This is a genomic window from Proteiniphilum sp. LBM24028, assembly GCF_056629195.1.
This window is the reverse complement of record NZ_CM152817.1, coordinates 3,492,479-3,512,113: the sequence shown is the minus strand read 5'-3', so window position 1 is coordinate 3,512,113 and position 19,635 is coordinate 3,492,479. Positions and strand designations below refer to the sequence as shown.

Below are 19,635 nucleotides of genomic sequence, written 5' to 3'. Positions count from 1 at the left end.
CAGTTTAGAATCCAAAGTTAGACATTTTATTTAATTTTGAGCAATGCCTTGAAAATTTAATTTACAACCCACCACGCCTGTAATTTTTAAAGAATTTATAACTACTAGCCTGATCATAGGCTATTTTCAGGTGGATACAAAAATTATACGTCGTATATCTTTCCGGTGCGGACAACGAAACATTCATTAATTGATCAACTGTGATCGAACACAGCCGGCCGGTTCTTTCACCGAGAATCTTCCCTTTTCCACGGCATCCACACCCAGATTCGTTTCATTTGACGATCTTCTCTCTGCTGTAGAAACTTTTATATTCGCTAGGGGTCATATTAAACTTTTTCTTGAAACACTTGGTGAAATATTTGGCATCGTTCATTCCCACCATATACGACACCTCTTTGATCGCATAGCCGCCCTTCGCCAGCAATTCTGATGCATGCTGCATCAACACGTCGCGCACATATTCAATAGGAGCAAGTCCTGTGAGACCTTTCATTTTTTTAAAAAAAACGGTACGACTCATTCCCATTTCCACCGCCATATCTTCAATCACAAAATCACTGTTACCCAGACGCGATTCAATAAATTCGTTTACGGTCCGGATAAAGGCTAGGTCTTTTTCGTTGAAAGGGACGTCTGTGGTCTGACTTGCCCGAGACATGACAACAGGCGAAGAGTTTGTTCTGTCTCTGTAATAACGCTGTAATTCGCTTCGACGTTGTAACAGATTTTTGACCCTCGCCTTGAAATAAGAGACGCTGAAAGGCTTGGTAATGTACTCATCCGCTCCTTGTCCAAAACCCTCCAGTTTGCTATCGAGGGTTGTTTTTGCCGTGAGCAGCAGAAAGAGAATATGACTGGTATGAATATTAGTTCGTACCTTTTCGAGCAGCTCAATCCCGTCTACTTCCGGCATCATGATATCACTGACAATAAAATCGGGAATAAGATCCAGAGCCTTTTCAAATCCCTCTTTTCCATTCGACGCTTCATGCACCTCATATTCATCTTCAAGAATGGACCGGATAAACTGCCTTAGATCGTCGTCGTCCTCTACCAGCAGTACTGTAGGGTGCCCACTGATCTCCTCCGCGAGAAGGAGAGGGGTCTGTTCATTAAGATCTTCTCTTTGCATCTCGTCTATCGTTACCGCTCTGAAAGTATCGTCAATGGTCACGTCAGTACCAAAATGCGATATCCCTTTCTTGAAGAACACGGTAAACCTGCTGCCCCTATTCTCTTCGCTTTCCACTTCTATCCTGGCACGATGCTTCTCGGCCATTTCCTTTACGATGGATAATCCGATGCCGGTACTTGGCTTACTTGGATCTTCGTTGAAAGACTCAAAACGCCGAAACAACCTCCCCATTCTTTCTTTATTGATGCCGATACCGGTATCCCTCACCTGCAAGGCAACTTCATCGTTAACATGGGACAATGTCACACAGATCAATTTTCCCGGAGGTGTATACTTGAACGCATTGGAAAGAAGATTCACCACAATTTTTTCTAGCGCTTCGGCATCTACCCATATCAACTGGTCTCCCACCCTGTTTTCAAAACGATAGTCTATTTTTTTCAGATTCGCATTGTTTGTATAATTCTCATACAGATTTTCCACGAATGGACCTATTGCGATCTTACTAACTGTGAGTGGGGATTGTTCCATCTTTTGAAAATCAAGAATTTGATTTACCATGTTTAACAGCCGTTTCGTATTTTTGGAAACAAGTATAAGCTGTTTTTGAACCGCCTCGGGAGTTGATTTACTCTGTATCAGATTTTCAATTGGAGAGACAATCATGGTTAGCGGTGTGCGTATCTCGTGCGATATATTGGTGAAAAAACGGGTCTTGATCTCCGACTCCTGTTTCTCCCATACGATCTTGTTACGCATCCTGTAAAAAGCGTGCAATATCCTGAAGATAATATACAAGACCAATATCGTCAACAGCGCATAAATGAGATACGCCCAGCCCGTGGCCCAGAAAGGAGGAAACACCTCTATGGCAAGTGTCCGTTCGTTATTAGTCCATACACCATCGCTGTTGGTCGATTTTACCCGGAAAAGGTATTTTCCCCGTGACAGATTGGTATAGTTTGCAATGCGCTGATTACCGGAATAGATCCACTCCTTATCGAAACCATCAAGTTTATAGGCATACAGAATATTTTCCGGATCTGTATAATCAAGAGCGGCAAACTCAATACTCAGGAAATTCTGATTATGCTTTAACTGCAGGCGATCAATCAAGTCGATACTTTTATACAACGGCCCTTCGGCGGAGATGGGCAGGATACGGTTGAACAGCCTGAACTGCACCAGTGCAAGATAGGGATTAAAAGTATTATTTTTCACATTCTCAGGATCAAACATAAGTATTCCATGCGAATAGCCGAACAGCATCCTCCCCCCGCTCAGACAACAACTCGAATTTTCGGAAAAATTGTACCTCTTCATCATTCGTTTTATTTCGCTGAAGTTTTCAAAAGTCTGCTTCTCCCGGTTGAACTTGGTGAGTCCCCCTTCGCTGCCTATCCACAGGTCTCCCCTTTTATCTTCACCGATAGACAGAATGATGTTAGAAGGCAATCCGTCTGATGAGTCGTATGTCTCAAACGTAATTGGAAAACCGTTTTGATCCGTTTCCTTTATCTTGCTTATCCCTCCACCGAATGTACCTATATATGTTTCTCCGGATTGCGTGGTACAAATATCGATGATATCGTTTGCGCCAATGGAATGTTCATCGGTATTATTCCTTGAGTAAATCTTAAAATCGATCTCTCGAGGAGAGCTGAAATTGGCATCAAACATCATAAAACCGAGGGTGGTCCCCACACAGATATTCCCTGACCTGTCACCTGCGATAATCCTCACCCGGTCACCTAGGACAAAAGGATAGTTTCCAAGATCATTGTAGTAATGGAGAACTTTTCTATCATCCCCTTCGCGAAGTATCAGGTTCAGTCCTCCACCGTAGGTCCCGATCCATATATTTCCGTTTTTATCTTCGAAAATTGAATAGACGTTGTCGTCGCTCAAAGAGTATTTATCATCGGCTCTATTTTTATAATGAAGTATATCAAAGCTGTTTCCGTTATCTTTCCTTGTCAGTTTGTAAACACCTTCTCCCTTGGTCCCGATCCATATGTCCCTGGCTGCATCTTCGGTGATGCTGTACGCTATTCCTTCCAAAGGTGTTCCATTTCCGATCTCTCCCCGGTTATTCAGAATGCCTTTTTCTTTCATTTCCGCATCATATATATGTAAAATCCCGTCTTTCGTCGCTACCCAAATATTATGCTGCGAATCTTCGAATATAGGACGTACATCGTTGCTGACAGTGGAGTTGACGTTGGCATGAAGTGGTATCGATTTAAATTTGGAATCATCGTAAAAAATCACCTTTTCCAACCCGTTGGAACGTGTGCACATCCATAAATTACCCTGTCTGTCTGAATAGGCAGAATGCATCATATTGGAAAAAAGCCAATGTTGGGAGAAGGGTTCATTGTAAAACGGCGTTAAACGATCGTTGATTCTGTCGTAGATCGAAAACCCCCCTCCTCTTGGATGTACCCACAGACGATCGTTGTTATCTTCGAAAATAAAAAAGTTGGGAGGAAATACGCTCGACACACTACTTTCTATAAAGGGTGTAAAATGGATATATTGCCGGGTATAGGGATTGAACTTTGAGACACCAAGTTGATCGGTCTCCAGCCATATGTTCTTTGAGCGATCAATATAGCCGTTAAAGATTACGTTGAACTTTATGCCGGGAGACGTCCTATTATTGTACAACTCCATACTCCCGTCGTGCATGTTGTATATAACAAATCCACCCTGGTTCGACAGGATGAGTACTTTCTCAGAAGAGATCTCGAGTATTGAAATAATATCGGAGAAAATACCGGTGGAGAGTTGAGTAAAGGTACCTCCTTTCAAATCGTACTTCCAAATCATCCCTTTTCCGGAACCGAACCAAATTACATCGTCGAGCTCCATGACACAGAAAAAAGGTGCCTTTCCCGTGAATTTGCCCCTGGATAAAGGATGAAAATAAAAAACAGACCCGCCCCCATCAGCAGGGAGCATCGTCAACCCTTCCTGGGTTAATATCCAGGAATTACGGTCTTTGTCTTCGTGGATGGCATGGACATAGTTATCGGTTAAATTATGGTTCGCAGTATGATATACCTCTGCATTCAAAAGGGAGTCCTTGATGGAAATACATCCGTGCTTCTCCGATAAAAGCCATACGACACCACTCTCCACGGGAACAATCTGACTGGCTGAGAATGTGCGTCCCTTACATGCCGCTAATGCGCTTGTCCCCAAGAAAGTGGCAGTTTCAACATCAAATCGAAACGCCTGATTATCGTAGGAAAGGATCCAGATATTGTGATACCTATCCTCATACAGGTTATCAATCCTACTGCTTTTGGATTCGACCATATTACTGAAAGGCAGGTGATAAGTGGTGAATGTATATCCATCGAATTTACTCAAACCATCCCATGTACTAAACCACATAAAACCCTTTTTGTCTTGCAGGATATCGGTGACAGTGTGTTGGGGAAGGCCATTTTCAGCTCCATAATGTACGAAGTAAGCTTCGGGCTGAGACATCAATTGCTGGACGCCATAGAGGAGTTTAAAAATGAAAAAAACAAATATGTAAAATTTTATTTTCACTAAACAGATATTATGATCACAAAATACAATGGTCGATTCCGAAGCAAACAAACAGCACAAATATACGTGAACGACGTACTGGAAACATATCCTGTACCATGGATTTCTCTCTTACAAATATATGTTTTATTTTGGTCCTTTTCCAATATTATTTAAGATATAACAATTCAACACCCTATAAAAACCAATTTATCTCCTTTGTTTTCATCTATATGCATTAATATTGCAATTGAAGCCATGAAGCTTTATAAACCTTTGTCTCTTTTTTTTAACTTAAATAACATGAATGAAATGAATGAATATCAAATGAAAAAGAAAGTGTCTTTCGGCATACTGCTTTTCCTTATTTTTTCTTTGAGCTTAACGGCTCAGGAAAGAATTATTCGTGGAACTGTAAAGGATATATATGGCGAACCGATCATTGGCGCCAATGTGATGGTGAAAGGGACTGCTAATGGTGCCGCCACAGATATCGACGGGAACTATACTCTTTCAGCACCTGCCTCGGCAACAACACTCCACATTTCCTACATCGGCATGAAAGAGGCTGAAGTAGGTATTACCGGCAACGTGGTCAATATTACCATGGAAGAAGATGTCTCGAGTCTCGACGAAGTAGTCGTTGTCGGTTACGGTACGCAACGCAGAAGAGACCTCACCGGTTCGGTATCTTCAGTAAATGCCGAAACACTGACGGCCGTGCCGGTAGCCTCCGCCGTGGAGGCAATTACCGGTAAGATGGCCGGTGTACAGGTGCTCACCACGGAGGGTTCACCTGATGCCGAGATGCGTATCCGCGTACGCGGTGGCGGATCCATCACGCAGAGTAATGACCCCCTCTTCCTTGTGGATGGTTTCCCTGTGAGTACAATCACCGATATCCCACCCACCGACATCGAGTCTATCGACGTACTAAAAGATGCTTCCTCCACAGCCATCTACGGGTCACGGGGTGCCAACGGAGTAGTGATCGTCACCACCAAGTCGGGAAAGGCCGGCAAGCTACGGATGAGCTACAACGCCTACTTCGGCGTGAAGAAAATTGCCAAAACACTCGATGTGCTCTCACCCTACGACTATGCATCCTGGCAGTATGAACTGGCGGCACTCAAAGGTAACGACGCCATTGATAACTATAACTCATTCTTCGGCAACTATCAGGATCTGGACCTCTATCGAAATATACCTTACAACGATTGGCAGGATCTCACCTTCGGTCGTCCGGGTAGCTCCATGAACCACAGCCTGAGCCTCAATGGCGGGAGTGACAGGATGACCTACGCCTTCAACTTTTCCCATCTCTCCGACAAGGCGATCATGGAAGATTCCGACTACCGGCGCAACAGCCTGAGTCTTAAACTGAACAACAAGACTACGGACCAAATTACACTCGACTTTTCGGTGCGCTACACCGATACAAAGATCGACGGCGGAGGTGCGAACGATGCATCCAGTACGCTTGATACTGATAAGAGGCTCAAATACTCGGTGATCTACACCCCCATACCTTTAAAAAACCTCGATGCCTCTGCCGGTAGTGCCGACGATGATCTGGGCAACCTCTACAATCCGCTCGTCTCCATCAGCGACAACGCACGCGAGAAGACACAAAAACGACTCAACATGGCAGGCAGCGTCACCTGGGAGGTGATCGACAATCTGAAACTGCGTTCCGAGATGGGTATGGACCGGCAGGACGATGGCGATCAGCGCTACTGGGGCTTGTCCACCTATTATATCAAAAACTATCCCTCTGTCGACAACCAGGGCAAACCAGCTATCCGCCTTGTAAACAGGGAGCAGCAAACGTTAAGAAACACCAACACGATCAATTATGATTTTAAAAAACTGCTTGCCGAAGATCACAATCTGAACATAATGGCAGGTCACGAATACATCATCCGCAAAGGAACTACCCTCACCGATGAAGTACACGGCTTTCCCACCACCTTTCCCGCCAAGGATGCCTGGCGTCTCTCCTCGCAGGGTATGCCCTTTACCATCGACAACTACTATAACGAAGATGACAAGCTGCTCTCCTACTTTGGCCGCCTCAACTACGATTATCAGGGAAAATACCTGCTCAGCGCAACCTATCGTGCTGATGCCTCCTCCAAGTTCAGCAAGGAAAACCGATGGGGTTACTTCCCCTCGGCCGCCGCTGCCTGGCGACTCTCCTCCGAACCCTTCATGGAAGGTGCCAAGGGATGGCTGGACGACCTGAAGCTGCGTACCAGCTTCGGTACTGCCGGTAACAACAATATCCCCCCCGGTCAGCTTGTACAGATGTTCGAGTCGAAAGCCACTTCCTGGATTAACGGCTTCTCCAGCTACTGGGCACCCTCCAAAGTGATGGCCAACCCCGATTTGAAATGGGAAACTACCATCACCCGCAACTTGGGAATCGACTTCACCCTTCTGGGTGGACGCCTGAGCGGAACGGTGGAAATCTATCGCAACAGCACCAGCGACCTGCTGATCGAGTTCCCCGTAGCAGGCACCGGTTACGACACACAATACCGCAATATGGGTGAAAACCAGAATCAGGGGATCGAAACCACCCTCAACTGGTATGCTGTAAACAGGAAGAATTTCACCCTCAGCTTCAATGGTAACATTGGCTTCAACAAGACCAGGATACAGAGCCTGGGAATCATGAATGACTTTGGCTATGAGACCTACTGGGCATCCTCCGAGATCGGGTACGACTACTGGATCGCCAGAGGCGGTGCTGTGGGCCAGATGTACGGCTATCGTTCCGACGGTCGCTACGAAGTGGATGACTTTACCGGATACAGCGAATCCAACAACCGATGGAACCTCCAGGAAGGAGTGGCCGACGCCTCCGGTGTGGTGGGCACCATCCGTCCGGGATCAATGAAACTGAAGGATTTCGACGGAAATGGGATCATCGATGTGGAAGACCGGGAAATCATCGGGGATGCCAATCCGGTACATACTGGCGGGTTCACCCTTAACTCCACCTTCTACGGCTTCGATCTCGCTGCTGCTTTCAACTGGAGCTATGGGAACGATATCTACAACGCGAACAAGATAGAATTTTCACATACTGGAAAATACCAATATCGCAATATGATCACCACCATGGAGCCGGGTAAACGCTGGACCAATTTGCGGGAGGATGGTACCATCAGCAACAATCCCGACGAACTGGCCACCATGAATGCCAATACCACGCTATGGTCACCACTTACCTCCCGCATGATCTTCAGTGACTGGGCGGTGGAAGATGGCAGCTTTCTGCGTTTGAATACTCTTACGCTGGGCTATACTCTCCCGAAAAGTCTTGTCAACAAGGCCAGAATTGAAAGCCTACGCCTCTATGTCACAGGTTACAATGTAGCCATCTGGACTAACTACTCCGGTTATGACCCGGAAGTGTCGACGGTAAGGAGAACCAACCTCTCGCCGGGTGTCGATTATTCCGCCTATCCGAAAAGCCGCCAACTGGTATTTGGCGTGAACCTGAATTTTTAACCCTCAAAAGATGATCAATATGAAAATAACAAAAAATATCACACTGATGCTACTCACATGCGGGCTATTCTTCAGTTCGTGTGATCTGGATGCACCCTCCCAGTCGGCTGCCGAAGGCTCTGTCGTCCTCTCCATTGAAGCATTGGCAGAAGGAGCAGTAATGGGTATACACCAGTCGTTCGGGGAGACCAACTCCTACCGCGGACGATATCTCCCCTATTATGGCATCAACAGCGATGTGGAATGGATCAACGGTATCAATCCCACCCAACTGAATGACGCAGGCAAGTATGAACTGGCCACCTATGCCGCCTCGCCCGGTAACACGCAGATGAACACCGACAATAACGCATGGGCTAAATTCTACGAAGGCATCGAGCGAGCCAACAAGGCCATTGAAGGGCTCCGTAAATACGGAAAAGTAGATGAAAATCCCAGGATGGCTCAGCTGCTGGGCGAGGCACTCACCTTGCGGGCAGTAATCTACCTCGATCTGGTGAAAGCGTGGGGTGATGTGCCGGCACGCTTTGAGCCTATCACCACCGAGACGCTTTATCTACCGCGAACCGACCGTGACGTCATTTATAAGCAGCTGCTAGCCGACCTGGATGAGGCGGAAGAACTGGTGGCATGGCCCAACGAAACCGACATCACCTCCAGCACCGAACGGGTAAACAAAGCATTCGTAAAGGGCCTGATAGCACGCATCGCCCTCTACGCCGGAGGCTTCTCGCAGCGGACTGACGGGGTACGTCGCAGCACAGACCCCGAGCTGAGTGTTGACAAGATGTACACTCTGGCAAAAGATAAAACTCTCGAGGTGATCCAAAAGGGTTCCAACACACTGGGATCATTCGAACAGAACTTCCGGCTGCTCTGTCAGGATAATGTGACCGCCGGCAGGGAATCACTCTGGGAGATACCCTTTTCCGCCGGACGAGGACGCGTACTTTTTACGCTGGGTGTGCAACACAGAGCGGTTGACCAGTATACTGCACAAAACAAAGGTGGTACCAACGGCCCTTTGCCCTATCTTTTCTACGACTACGATGTGGAGGACCTGCGGCGCGATGTGACCTGTGTACCCTATGAGTGGTCCAACGCCAACCCGAGCCACCAGCAGCTCAGGAGCATCGACAACTGGTGCTTCGGCAAGCTACGCTACGAATGGATGAGCCGCCGTGTAACCTCCACCAACGACGACGGCATCAACTGGCAGTATATGCGACTGGCCGATATTTACCTGATGGCTGCTGAAGCGATTAACGAGCTGGAAGGTTCCGCAGCCGCAGCACCCTATCTGAAGCCTATCCTCGACAGGGCACTCCCGGCGGCGAAGGTGACCGCCTACATGGGCCAGGCAGCCGCCAGCAAAGAGTCATTCTTCAACGCAATCGTTGATCAACGAGCCCTGGAGTTTGCGGGCGAGAGCCTCCGCAAGGCAGACCTGATTCGCTGGAACCTGCTTAAGACCAAACTGGATGAAGCGAAACTGAAGATGACGCAACTGATTAGCCGTGTAGGGCCTTATGCAGACTTGCCAACAAAACTCTATTTCAAGACGGCAGACGACAAGGAAACACTGATTATCTACGGCCTGAACCACGGCGACAGCGATGAGGTCGGTGCAAGCCTCGGCTACGAGGGAAGTACCACCTGGTTCGACGCGGGCGATCTGACACCGGAACTGATCAATTCCCTCTACCAGAAGAATCCGGATCAGAACCAGTATTGGCCCATCTGGCAAACATTTATCGATAGCAGTAACGGACAATTAACGAACTAATCACTATGGAAAGAAAACAGAAATACAATATTACACTTCTTGTCTTTCTGGCAGCTGTATTATTCAACTTCAGCTGTACTGACGACAGGGCGGAAGAACTGAAATCTATCAATTACGAGAGACTCTTCTCTCCCATCAGGATTGAAGCGTTCGTGATAAACCGTACGGATGCACGCCTGAACTGGACTCATAATAAGGATGTGGAGTCCTACTCACTGGAACTGTTTGCCGACGACAGCCTCTCCTTCACCGGCACTCCGGAGAGAAGCTATAACGAGGTGACGGAAGATCAGCTACCTTACTACATACGGGAGCTTGATGGTGAGACCCGGTACTCGGTACGCATAAAATCGGTGACAGCCGGCAGGACTGAATCGAAATGGAGTGCCATAACCTTCAAAACCGGTACTGAGAATATCTTCCAACCCTTCCAGAATGGCGATGTAGAAGCTACCGCTGTAACTCTGCGCTGGATACCGGGCCGGACACTCACCACAATCACCCTCGAGCCGGGAGGTATCACCCACCAGGTAACATCTGCGGAGATAGCTGAAGGAAGCGCTACCATTGAAGGTCTCACCGATGAGACCAACTATACGGTTACTCTGAAGAACGGGACAAAGACAAGAGGTATCCTCACCTTTATGACACTGGTGGACATCGGAAATGCCATTCCGGTACATCCGGAGGATGACTTCGCCGCTCTGCTGGCTGCGGCAAACGACGGTGATGCTTTTGCCCTCTTCCCGGGGACCTACGGTACAACAAGCAAATTTGTCGTGAACAAATCGGTTGAGATCAAAGGTGTATACCCGTTCAATCCACCGGTGCTGAACGGATACATATCCCTGGAAGAGGGTGCAGGTCTTCTGCTGAAAGATCTTGTGCTGGACGGTACGGGACTGGCTGAAGGTAATCAGTCCGTCGTTTTCAACACCGCAAGCGTAAGTTACGGAGATTTGAAAATAGAAGGATGTGAAGTCAAAAATTATGTGAAAGGACTTTACTATTTAAATGTTGTTTCGGAAGTCAACTCAATAACCATTAATAATTGCCTGATTCACAACATCGAATGCAACGGTGGCGACTTTATGGATTCACGCACGGGAGCGATCAGAACAATTACACTATCCAATTCGACTATCTACAATAGTGTGCTGGCACGTGACTTAATACGGTACGACGATAAGTCCTCTTCGTTCCCGGGGATAACATCAAAAATAATTGTGAACCACAATACATTATACGGTGTGGCCAATAGCGGAAAAAGATTGTTATACATACGGTTTAAGGGTACAGAAATTTCATTTACGAATAATATTGTCGCCGAAACTACGGCAATATTCTCAAATCAGAGCAGCACGTCTGTTCCTGTCTTTGGAAACAACAACTATTTCAATGCTCCAGGACTGTTCACCGGGGGGAGTACCTCTTCGCTCATCTTTGATGATTCCGCTTCAAGTGAAAATCCAGGGTTTATGAATGTATCCGATGGCAATTTCACTGTAACAAATGAATTGTTGAAAGCCAAAGGTACAGGTGATCCCCGTTGGGTGCAATAACTGGCAACGCACAATCCGTTTAAATCAATACTCGTGGAGAGTACAGATCTAAACGGATTGTGTCTTACATAATAAAGTAAAATATAAATTGACTGATGAAAAAAAATTTGTACCTGCTACTGTTTTTGTTCATAACCGTGTCGTGCCACAATGCCACCGACCCATTGCCTTACAAATATGAATACTTATACACAGATCTGCCGTTTGAAATGCCACGGATTGAAATACCTGTCTTCACGAAGAACAGCGTAAATCTGCTCGATTGTGGCGGCATCCCCGATGGAGTCACCCTGAATACAGATGCATTCGCCAAAGCAATACAGGATTTATCCGGTAAGGGAGGGGGCACGCTGGTTGTACCAAAAGGTGTATGGTTCACCGGACCCATCGTGTTCCAATCAAATATTAATATGAATCTCGAAAAGGGTGCCTTGATACTTTTCTCACCCGACTTTAATCTTTATCCGCTGGTTGAAACCTCTTTTGAGGGACTGAACACCCGTCGTTGCCAGTCCCCAATCTCCGGTCGTAACCTGGAAAACATTGCCATCACCGGCGAAGGATCCATCAACGGGTCTGGTGAAGCGTGGAGGCCACTGAAGAAAGAGAAGGTATCCGAAAGTCATTGGAAACAGGTTCTGTCATCAGGCGGTGTAGTAAAAAACGGAAATTACTGGTTCCCTTCAGAGGGAGCACTTAAAGGAAGTGAGATGAGCGATATGAACGTACCCCGTCAAGATATGACGGAGGAAGAGTGGCTTGAGATCAAGGATTTTCTGCGCCCGGTGATGGTCAGCTTAATTGAATGCAAAAATGTTTACCTTCAGGGTGTGTTGTTCGAAAACTCACCGGCCTGGAATATTCACCCGTTGATGTGTGAAAATGTAATTATCGACGGTATTTTTGCCCGCAATCCCGGATATTCGCAAAACGGCGACGGACTTGACCTGGAATCCTGTAAAAATTCCATCATCGTGAACTCTCTCTTCGATGTGGGTGATGATGCCATCTGCATCAAATCAGGAAAAGATGAAGAGGGTCGTTTGCGGGGTCGCCCAACCGAGAACGTGATTGTGGAAAATTGCAAGGTTTTTCAGGGACATGGCGGTTTTGTGGTGGGCAGTGAAATGTCGGGAGGAGTGAAAAATATCTCCGTAAAAAATTGCCAGTTCCTGGGAACGGATGTGGGTTTGCGTTTTAAAAGCAATCGCGGGCGCGGAGGCGTGGTAGAAAATATATATATATCCGATATCTATATGTTTAATATTGCCACCGACTCGTTCCTGTTTGATCTCTTTTATGGAGGTAAATCGGCCTCGGAAGCGCTTGCCGACGGAGACACAGCACCTGCCGGTGAACCGGTATTTCCGGTTACGGAAGAAACACCGGTTTTTAAAAACATCTACGTGAAGGACCTGGTGTCGAGGAATGCCCGCAGGGCAATGTTCTTTAACGGGCTTCCGGAGATGAACATTGAAAACATCCATCTCGAAAATGCATTCGTCACCGCTCGTTTCGGTGCAGAGTTTTCGGAATCAAAAGATATCATCCTTCAAAACGTGACGGTCATCCCCGAAGAGGGTCCTGCCTATCTGTTTCACAATGTGAAAAACTTCAAGGCCGAACATTTGGGTTATGAGGTAAACGAACCGGCCAAAGCAGCGCAAATTACGGGAGAAAACACCTTCGACATATATCTCTCCGGAATACCCAAAGAGTTGGTAAAGATTACTTCAGAAGTGAACAAGGAACAGGTCATTTTCAAATAAACAACTACAACGATTAAATTCAGAAAAAGGCAAAAGAGGTGGTAACATTTTTTATTTAACCTGTTTAATTAAATAATTATTGAAAATGAAAAAAGGATTGATACTGTTATTGACAATCTTAGCCGTTCTCTCAGGCTGCACGCAAAAAGCGACGACCAGCGGGGAACCCAATTATGTGAGAATGGCCAATTCGGAGATGAAACGTAATCCGGAAAGCTGGATGGTCGATTTTTCAAAAGATATTAAGTGGAACTACACACACGGACTGGAGATGCAGGCGATGATCCAGGTGTCTGAAAGGACCGGCGATGAGAAATATTATGCCTACGCCGAAAACTATGCCGACACCATGGTGAACGAAGACGGAACCATCAAAACCTACATTTTGGAGCGGTACAACATTGATCACGTCAATCCCGGGAAGATATTGTTCCCCATCTACAAGAAAACCCAAAATCCAAAATATCTGAAAGCGCTGCAGCTACTCAGAAGCCAGATGGAGACACACCCGCGCATCTCCAACGGGGGTTTCTGGCATAAGCAGATCTACCCCCATCAGGTGTGGCTGGACGGATTATACATGGCTTCCCCTTTCCTGGCAGAATATGGCAAGACCTTCGATGAACCCGCACTTTTCGATGAAGTGGCGTTGCAGCTTACGACGGCCTATGATGACCTGATCGACGAAAAGACCGGACTGCTCTATCACGGTTGGGACGAAAGCCGCGAGCAGCGATGGGCTGACCCTGTGACCGGGAAATCGCCCAACTTCTGGTCAAGAAGCATCGGCTGGTATATGATGGCCCTCGTGGATGTGCTGGATTTCATGCCCGCGGATCATCCGCAAAGGAAGGAAATCATCGCCATCCTGAATAAAATCTCCACAACGGTGGAAAAATTTCGTGATCCCGAAACAGGCATGTGGTATCAGGTGACCGATCAGGGCGGCAGAGAGGGTAACTACCTGGAATCGTCCGGTTCCATCATGTTTATCTATACCTGGGTGAAAGGAGCACAAAAAGGGTATCTTCCCGAAGCATTTGCCGAAAAAGGGAAAACGGCTTATGATCAGTTCGTAAAACAGTTTGTCAGAGAGAATACCGACGGCACCATTTCCGTGACCGACGTATGTTCAGTAGCCGGCCTTGGGGGTGAGAAAAAATACCGCGACGGCAGCTTCGAATACTATATCTCGGAGCCGGTGAGAGACGATGATCCGAAAGCAGTGGGCCCCTTCATTATGGTGAGTATTTTATTGGACAAGTAAAAGAAAATGATAATCTTTGTCTTATGAGTTTAAAACTGGTATCGCTGCAATTCATCCTTTTACTACTCTGGATCTCAACAGGCGCATCGGCACAGACGCCTGCCTTTCCGGGAGCAGAAGGTGCGGGAAAGTACGTGTCCGGAGGCAGGGGAGGGAAAGTGCTCTATGTCACCTCGCTCGACGACTCGGAAGAGGAGGGCACCCTGCGATGGGCCATCAGGCAAAAGGGCTCCCGCACAATCCTCTTCAGGGTATCGGGACAGATACGCCTTAAAAGCCCGTTAAAGATCAACAACGGAGATCTTACCATCGCGGGACAGTCGGCACCCGGCGACGGTATCTGCATCAGCGACTACGAGACAGTGGTCAGCGCGGACAACGTAGTCATCCGTTTTCTCCGATTCCGCCTCGGTGATAAAGCCGGGCGAGCCGTGGATGCTCTCTCAGGCATCGGACATGAAAACATCATCGTCGACCATTGCAGCATGAGTTGGGGCGTGGATGAGAACTCCTCTTTTTACGACAACAGAAACTTCACCATGCAATGGTGTTTCATCACGGAGAGCCTGCGCAACTCGGTGCACTCCAAGGGAAAACATGGATATGGAGGTATATGGGGAGGGCATAACGCATCGTTCCATCACAACCTGATTGCTCATAACGACAGCCGCAACCCACGTTTTTGCGGAAGCCGCTATTCCAGCAAACCTGACCTGGAAAGGGTGGATTTCAGAAACAATGTACTCTATAACTGGGGTGCAAACAACATTTATGCCGGAGAAGGGGGAAGCTACAATCTCATCAACAACTATTACAAACCCGGTCCCGCCTCAGGCAGCAGCGCAGGAAAAAGATTGATCAACCCCGATGCGGACAACGGAGAAAACAAGCAGCCCAAAGGGATCCATGGCCATTTCTATCTGGAGGGAAACTATCTGGAAGGAAACTGCAAAGTATCAAAGAAGAACAGCCTGGGAGTTGAGCTGGGTAGCTCATTTCAGAAGTTTGCCCCGGAAGTGGTCCTGAACGATGTTCTTGCCGAAAAAACGTTCCCGTTTACACCGGTAGCCACGGATGTTGCACAGGAAGCATTTGAAAAAGTACTTGCCTATGGGGGTTGCTCCCTGGTAAGAGACAGGCATGATGAGCGTTATGTGGCAAATGTAAGAAGTGGATCATACACCTTTGAAGGCTCAGCCGGCAGTTCCAAAGGACTGATCGACAGCCAGGAGGATGTGGGAGGGTGGCCTGAGTACAACACTTACAACATGTACAAAGATAAAAATGCTGACGGCATCCCCGACGGATGGCTGGAAAAAAACTTCCCCGGGAAAAAGGCAAATGATCTGGATAGCGAAGGATACACCTATCTGGAAGTGTACCTCAATAGCCTGGTGTCGCACTTGATTCCCGTCATAAGCAACGGGATTGGACAGAAGAGCTGTACAAATCCAAAGACGAAACAACCGAAACAATTTGTCGTGGATAAAGGAGGAGATGGCGACTTCAGCACTATACAGGAGGCTATTGATGCGGTTCGGGCCTTCGATCCGGACTATTCAACCACCATCTTTGTCAGGGAAGGTATTTACTATGAGAAGATCGTCGTTCCCGACTATGTCCGCGACCTCAAAATTGTGGGAGAGAACAGGGAGAAAACGATCATTTCAAACAACGACCACGCCCTGATCAACAATATGGGCACGTTCAGGACATATACAATGCAGATCAGAGGCGATGATATCATCCTGGAAAATATCACCATCGAGAACAATGCTCCCATGGTAGCCCAGGCCGTGGCATTGCATACCGAAGGGGACCGGATTATCCTGATAAACTGCAGGCTGCTGGGGAATCAGGATACCCTTTATACCGGAGGAGAAAATGCACGGCTCTTTTTTTATCATTGCTATATTGAAGGTACGACCGATTTCATCTTCGGGCCCTCCACTGCATGGTTCGAAAAGTGCGACATCCGCTGCAAGAAAAACTCCTATATTACTGCTGCAAGTACACCGGAAGAGGTTGAATTCGGGTATATCTTCAATCGCTGCAGGATAACGGCAGCCGATGATGTCGCCTCGGTTTATCTGGGGCGGCCCTGGCGGCCCTATGCCATGACACTGTTCATGAACTGTGAACTTCCCGGTGAAATTAATCCGTCGGGTTGGCACAATTGGGGCAAACCCGAAAATGAACAGACCGCCCGATACGCCGAATACAACAACACAGGCAAAGGCAGCAGCACCACACAACGGGTAGACTGGATGAAATCACTGACAACCGGGGAAGCACAAGACATTACACTGAAAAACGTGATGGGAAAATTTTATGAAAAGATGTATCCGGCTTTACACACCACCGACTATTCACCCTCAAAATCTGAAATAAAATGAAACATAAAGAGAAGAAAATATCGAGAAGAAAATTTCTGACAGTCTCAGGAGCTATTGCAGGCACAACCCTTATGGATCCTAAATCCCAGATTCTTGCTGCCAACATCCAGGGCGCTAAACAAAAGAAAGTGAAAACCAAAGTAGCAGTCGTGGGACTCGGTAACAGAGGTACCGGTATGTGGGGCGGCGATATTGTAAAGGAATATGCCAGCCATGTGGAATACGTAGGACTCTGCGACCACAATCCGGGAAGACTTGAGGTAGGCAGTCAGATGATTGGCTCCAATTGTCCCACCTACACCAATTTTGAACAGATGATGCGTGAAGCCAAACCCGATCAGCTTATCATCACTACCGACGACAATACACATGACTATTTCGTGGAAAAAGGGATGGAGATGGGCGCCAACATTATCTGTGAAAAGCCGATGGCAATTGACGAGAGAAAAATTCAGACCATCATAGATGCAGAAAAGAGAACCGGCAAAAAGTGCCGTGTCACGTTTAACTACCGCTACTCCCCACATCGCGCGAAAATGTGGGAGGTACTACGTTCCGGCGAAATAGGCGACCTCACCTCTGTCGATTTCCATTGGTACCTCGACACCTCTCATGGAGCCGATTATTTCAGAAGATGGCACAGGCTGGTGGAAAAAGGAGGTTCATTGTGGGTACACAAAGCCAGTCATCATTTTGACCTGCTGAACTGGTGGATTCAAAGCGATCCCGAGAGCGTGTATGCACTGGGTGATTTGGAATTTTACGGAAAAAACGGGCCCTTCAGAGCAGAGAACTGCAGAAACTGCCCCCACACCAAAGAATGTAACTTCTATTGGGATATTAACAAAGATCAACGACTTAAGAGACTCTATGTAGACAATGAAAAGTATGATGGTTATCATCGTGATGGCTGCGTGTTCAGAAATGATGTAAACATCTACGACAAAATGGCTGCCACTATCAAATACATGAATGGGGTGCAGGTAGCATACTCACTGACAACCTATTCTCCCTACGAAGGTTACAGAATTGCCTTCAATGGAACCAAGGGTAGGATGGATGCCTGGATCCAGGAATCGAATCCCACGTCCGACGTGAACTACGATGAAATTGTGATCGCCAGAAATTTCGGGCGAAGAGAATATATACAAATTCCTCAGGGTAGCGGACATGGAGGCGGTGACAAGCTTCTAAAAGATCAAGTATTTATACCAAACACGCCAGATCCGCTTAAACAGGCCGCTGGGGTGAGAGACGGTGCATTAGCCTGCCTTGTAGGAATTGCGGCAAGAAAAAGTATTGCGGCAAAGGAAAAAATATACATCAGGGATCTGACCACCATCATACCGCAGGAAAAAAAAGTATAAATACTGCCCAACACGATCTGCAATCTGCCGGATTCGCTCAATTACCCGAAAAGCCAGCGGAAAGTGCTAAAATTGCCCGGATAATCGTTTCATTGCTCTGAAATAAAACACTATCTTTGTGCACGAGCACAAGTTTGACAGCATTAAAAAAATGCGACATGCCGTGTTATCGCATTGTAAATAAGATACTTAATGAATAATACATGCAAAAGAAAGTCCGGATAATCGATATTGCAAAAATGGCTGGTGTCTCAAAAGGGACAGTCGACAGGGTACTTCATAACCGTGGGAATGTGTCGGAAAAGGCTCGTACAGCTATCAATCGCGTATTGGATGAAGTAAATTACAAGCCAAACATTCACGTCTCTGCCATTTCCTTAAAAAGAAGCTACAAAATTGTAGTGACTACTCCCGAAGTATCTCCCGGAGCATATTGGGAAAGTATTCACAACGGGATTCATCATGCGTTGGAGGAATATGAAAATATAAAGATAGAGTTACTGGTTTTCACCTACAATCAATACGATATTTTTTCCTGCAGGCAAATTTTTGAAAAGATTGCCAGCCTTAAAATGGATGCGCTCATTATTGGGCCGACCTTCGCGGAGGAGACTATCAATCTCTGCAAGAAAATGGACGACAGGGATGTACCCTATATTTTTGTAGATTCTAATATTGAATCTACTATGCCACTGGCCTTCCTCTCTGCCGATCATTATGTATGTGGATATATGATCGCTAAACTGATTACTTCCATTATTCGACCAGAAACAAATATTGCAATTTTTCAGGCAGTAAGGAGAGGAGACATAAGCTCCAATACCACCATTCTTCGAAAAAAGGGATTTACCGACTATCTTGAGAAGAACAAATGCACAAACCTTGTCCTTAGTATTCCGTTTTCCGTTACTGAACCGGAAAGTAATGAAATGTACCTCTCAAGGCTGTTTCGTAGTCAAAAGGAAGTACCTGCCATCGTGGTATTGAATTCGCGTGGTAATTTTATTGCGGACTACCTCGAAGCAAACCATATTGAAGGTGTAAAAATGATCTGCATGGACCTGACCTCGGCCAATATTGAAGCACTCAAAAAAGGGCAAATTGATTATCTGATTGGTCAGGAACCTGAATACCAGGGATTTTTTGCCATGAAAACAATGCTGGAGTATCTGATCTTCAAAAAAAAGATAACAAAGGAGAACTATGTTCAGCTTGATATCATAACCCAGGAAAACATTGATTTTTACAAACGATTCAATAACATCATGTATTAAATTCTCAGATTCTA

The 19,635-nt window shown here is 46.6% G+C and carries 9 protein-coding genes; 8 read left to right on the top strand and 1 reads right to left on the bottom strand.

Translation table 11 applies throughout. The annotated features are described in order from the left end of the window. Positions 1 to 274: 274 nt before the first annotated feature. On the bottom strand, positions 275 to 4,702 hold the full coding sequence (locus AC1HCU_RS13960) for a hybrid sensor histidine kinase/response regulator transcription factor (RefSeq protein ID WP_480366886.1): 4,428 nt from the start codon (positions 4,700 to 4,702) through the stop codon (positions 275 to 277). Between the two features lie 306 nt (positions 4,703 to 5,008). Here AC1HCU_RS13960 and AC1HCU_RS13955 point away from each other — a divergent pair, with 306 nt between their 5' ends. From AC1HCU_RS13955 to AC1HCU_RS13920, 8 genes are all read left to right on the top strand, one after another. Then, complete coding sequence (locus AC1HCU_RS13955; RefSeq protein WP_480366884.1) at positions 5,009 to 8,200, top strand: SusC/RagA family TonB-linked outer membrane protein; 3,192 nt, start codon at positions 5,009 to 5,011, stop codon at positions 8,198 to 8,200. Positions 8,201 to 8,219: 19 nt separating this feature from the next. Then, positions 8,220 to 9,986 carry a RagB/SusD family nutrient uptake outer membrane protein gene (locus AC1HCU_RS13950; RefSeq protein ID WP_480366882.1) on the top strand — a complete coding sequence of 589 codons (1,767 nt, stop codon included), beginning with the start codon at positions 8,220 to 8,222 and terminating at the stop codon, positions 9,984 to 9,986. A 5-nt stretch (positions 9,987 to 9,991) separates the two neighbouring features. After that, positions 9,992 to 11,548: a DUF4957 domain-containing protein gene (locus tag AC1HCU_RS13945; RefSeq protein WP_480366880.1), complete on the top strand. Its 1,557-nt coding sequence runs from the start codon at positions 9,992 to 9,994 to the stop codon at positions 11,546 to 11,548. Positions 11,549 to 11,643: 95 nt separating this feature from the next. Then, positions 11,644 to 13,317 carry a glycoside hydrolase family 28 protein gene (locus tag AC1HCU_RS13940; RefSeq protein WP_480366878.1) on the top strand — a complete coding sequence of 558 codons (1,674 nt, stop codon included), beginning with the start codon at positions 11,644 to 11,646 and terminating at the stop codon, positions 13,315 to 13,317. Positions 13,318 to 13,402: 85 nt separating this feature from the next. Then, complete coding sequence (locus AC1HCU_RS13935; protein WP_480366876.1) at positions 13,403 to 14,584, top strand: glycoside hydrolase family 88/105 protein; 1,182 nt, start codon at positions 13,403 to 13,405, stop codon at positions 14,582 to 14,584. A 1,427-nt stretch (positions 14,585 to 16,011) separates the two neighbouring features. Further along, on the top strand, positions 16,012 to 16,980 hold the full coding sequence (locus AC1HCU_RS13930; RefSeq protein WP_480371226.1) for a pectinesterase family protein: 969 nt from the start codon (positions 16,012 to 16,014) through the stop codon (positions 16,978 to 16,980). Continuing rightward, positions 16,977 to 18,347: a Gfo/Idh/MocA family protein gene (locus AC1HCU_RS13925; protein ID WP_480366875.1), complete on the top strand. Its 1,371-nt coding sequence runs from the start codon at positions 16,977 to 16,979 to the stop codon at positions 18,345 to 18,347. Before AC1HCU_RS13930 ends, AC1HCU_RS13925 begins: the two co-directional genes overlap by 4 nt. 203 nt (positions 18,348 to 18,550) lie before the next feature. After that, on the top strand, positions 18,551 to 19,621 hold the full coding sequence (locus AC1HCU_RS13920) for a substrate-binding domain-containing protein (protein WP_321722026.1): 1,071 nt from the start codon (positions 18,551 to 18,553) through the stop codon (positions 19,619 to 19,621). Positions 19,622 to 19,635 lie beyond the last annotated feature (14 nt).

What these genes read in the sequence shown, in the direction of transcription:
- AC1HCU_RS13955 (WP_480366884.1), top strand. Translation starts at nt 5,009, where the DNA reads ATGAAAAAGAAAGTGTCTTTCGGCATACTGCTTTTCCTTATTTTTTCT.
- AC1HCU_RS13950 (WP_480366882.1), top strand. Translation starts at nt 8,220, where the DNA reads ATGAAAATAACAAAAAATATCACACTGATGCTACTCACATGCGGGCTA.
- AC1HCU_RS13945 (WP_480366880.1), top strand. Translation starts at nt 9,992, where the DNA reads ATGGAAAGAAAACAGAAATACAATATTACACTTCTTGTCTTTCTGGCA.
- AC1HCU_RS13940 (WP_480366878.1), top strand. Translation starts at nt 11,644, where the DNA reads ATGAAAAAAAATTTGTACCTGCTACTGTTTTTGTTCATAACCGTGTCG.
- AC1HCU_RS13935 (WP_480366876.1), top strand. Translation starts at nt 13,403, where the DNA reads ATGAAAAAAGGATTGATACTGTTATTGACAATCTTAGCCGTTCTCTCA.
- AC1HCU_RS13925 (WP_480366875.1), top strand. Translation starts at nt 16,977, where the DNA reads ATGAAACATAAAGAGAAGAAAATATCGAGAAGAAAATTTCTGACAGTC.
- AC1HCU_RS13920 (WP_321722026.1), top strand. Translation starts at nt 18,551, where the DNA reads ATGCAAAAGAAAGTCCGGATAATCGATATTGCAAAAATGGCTGGTGTC.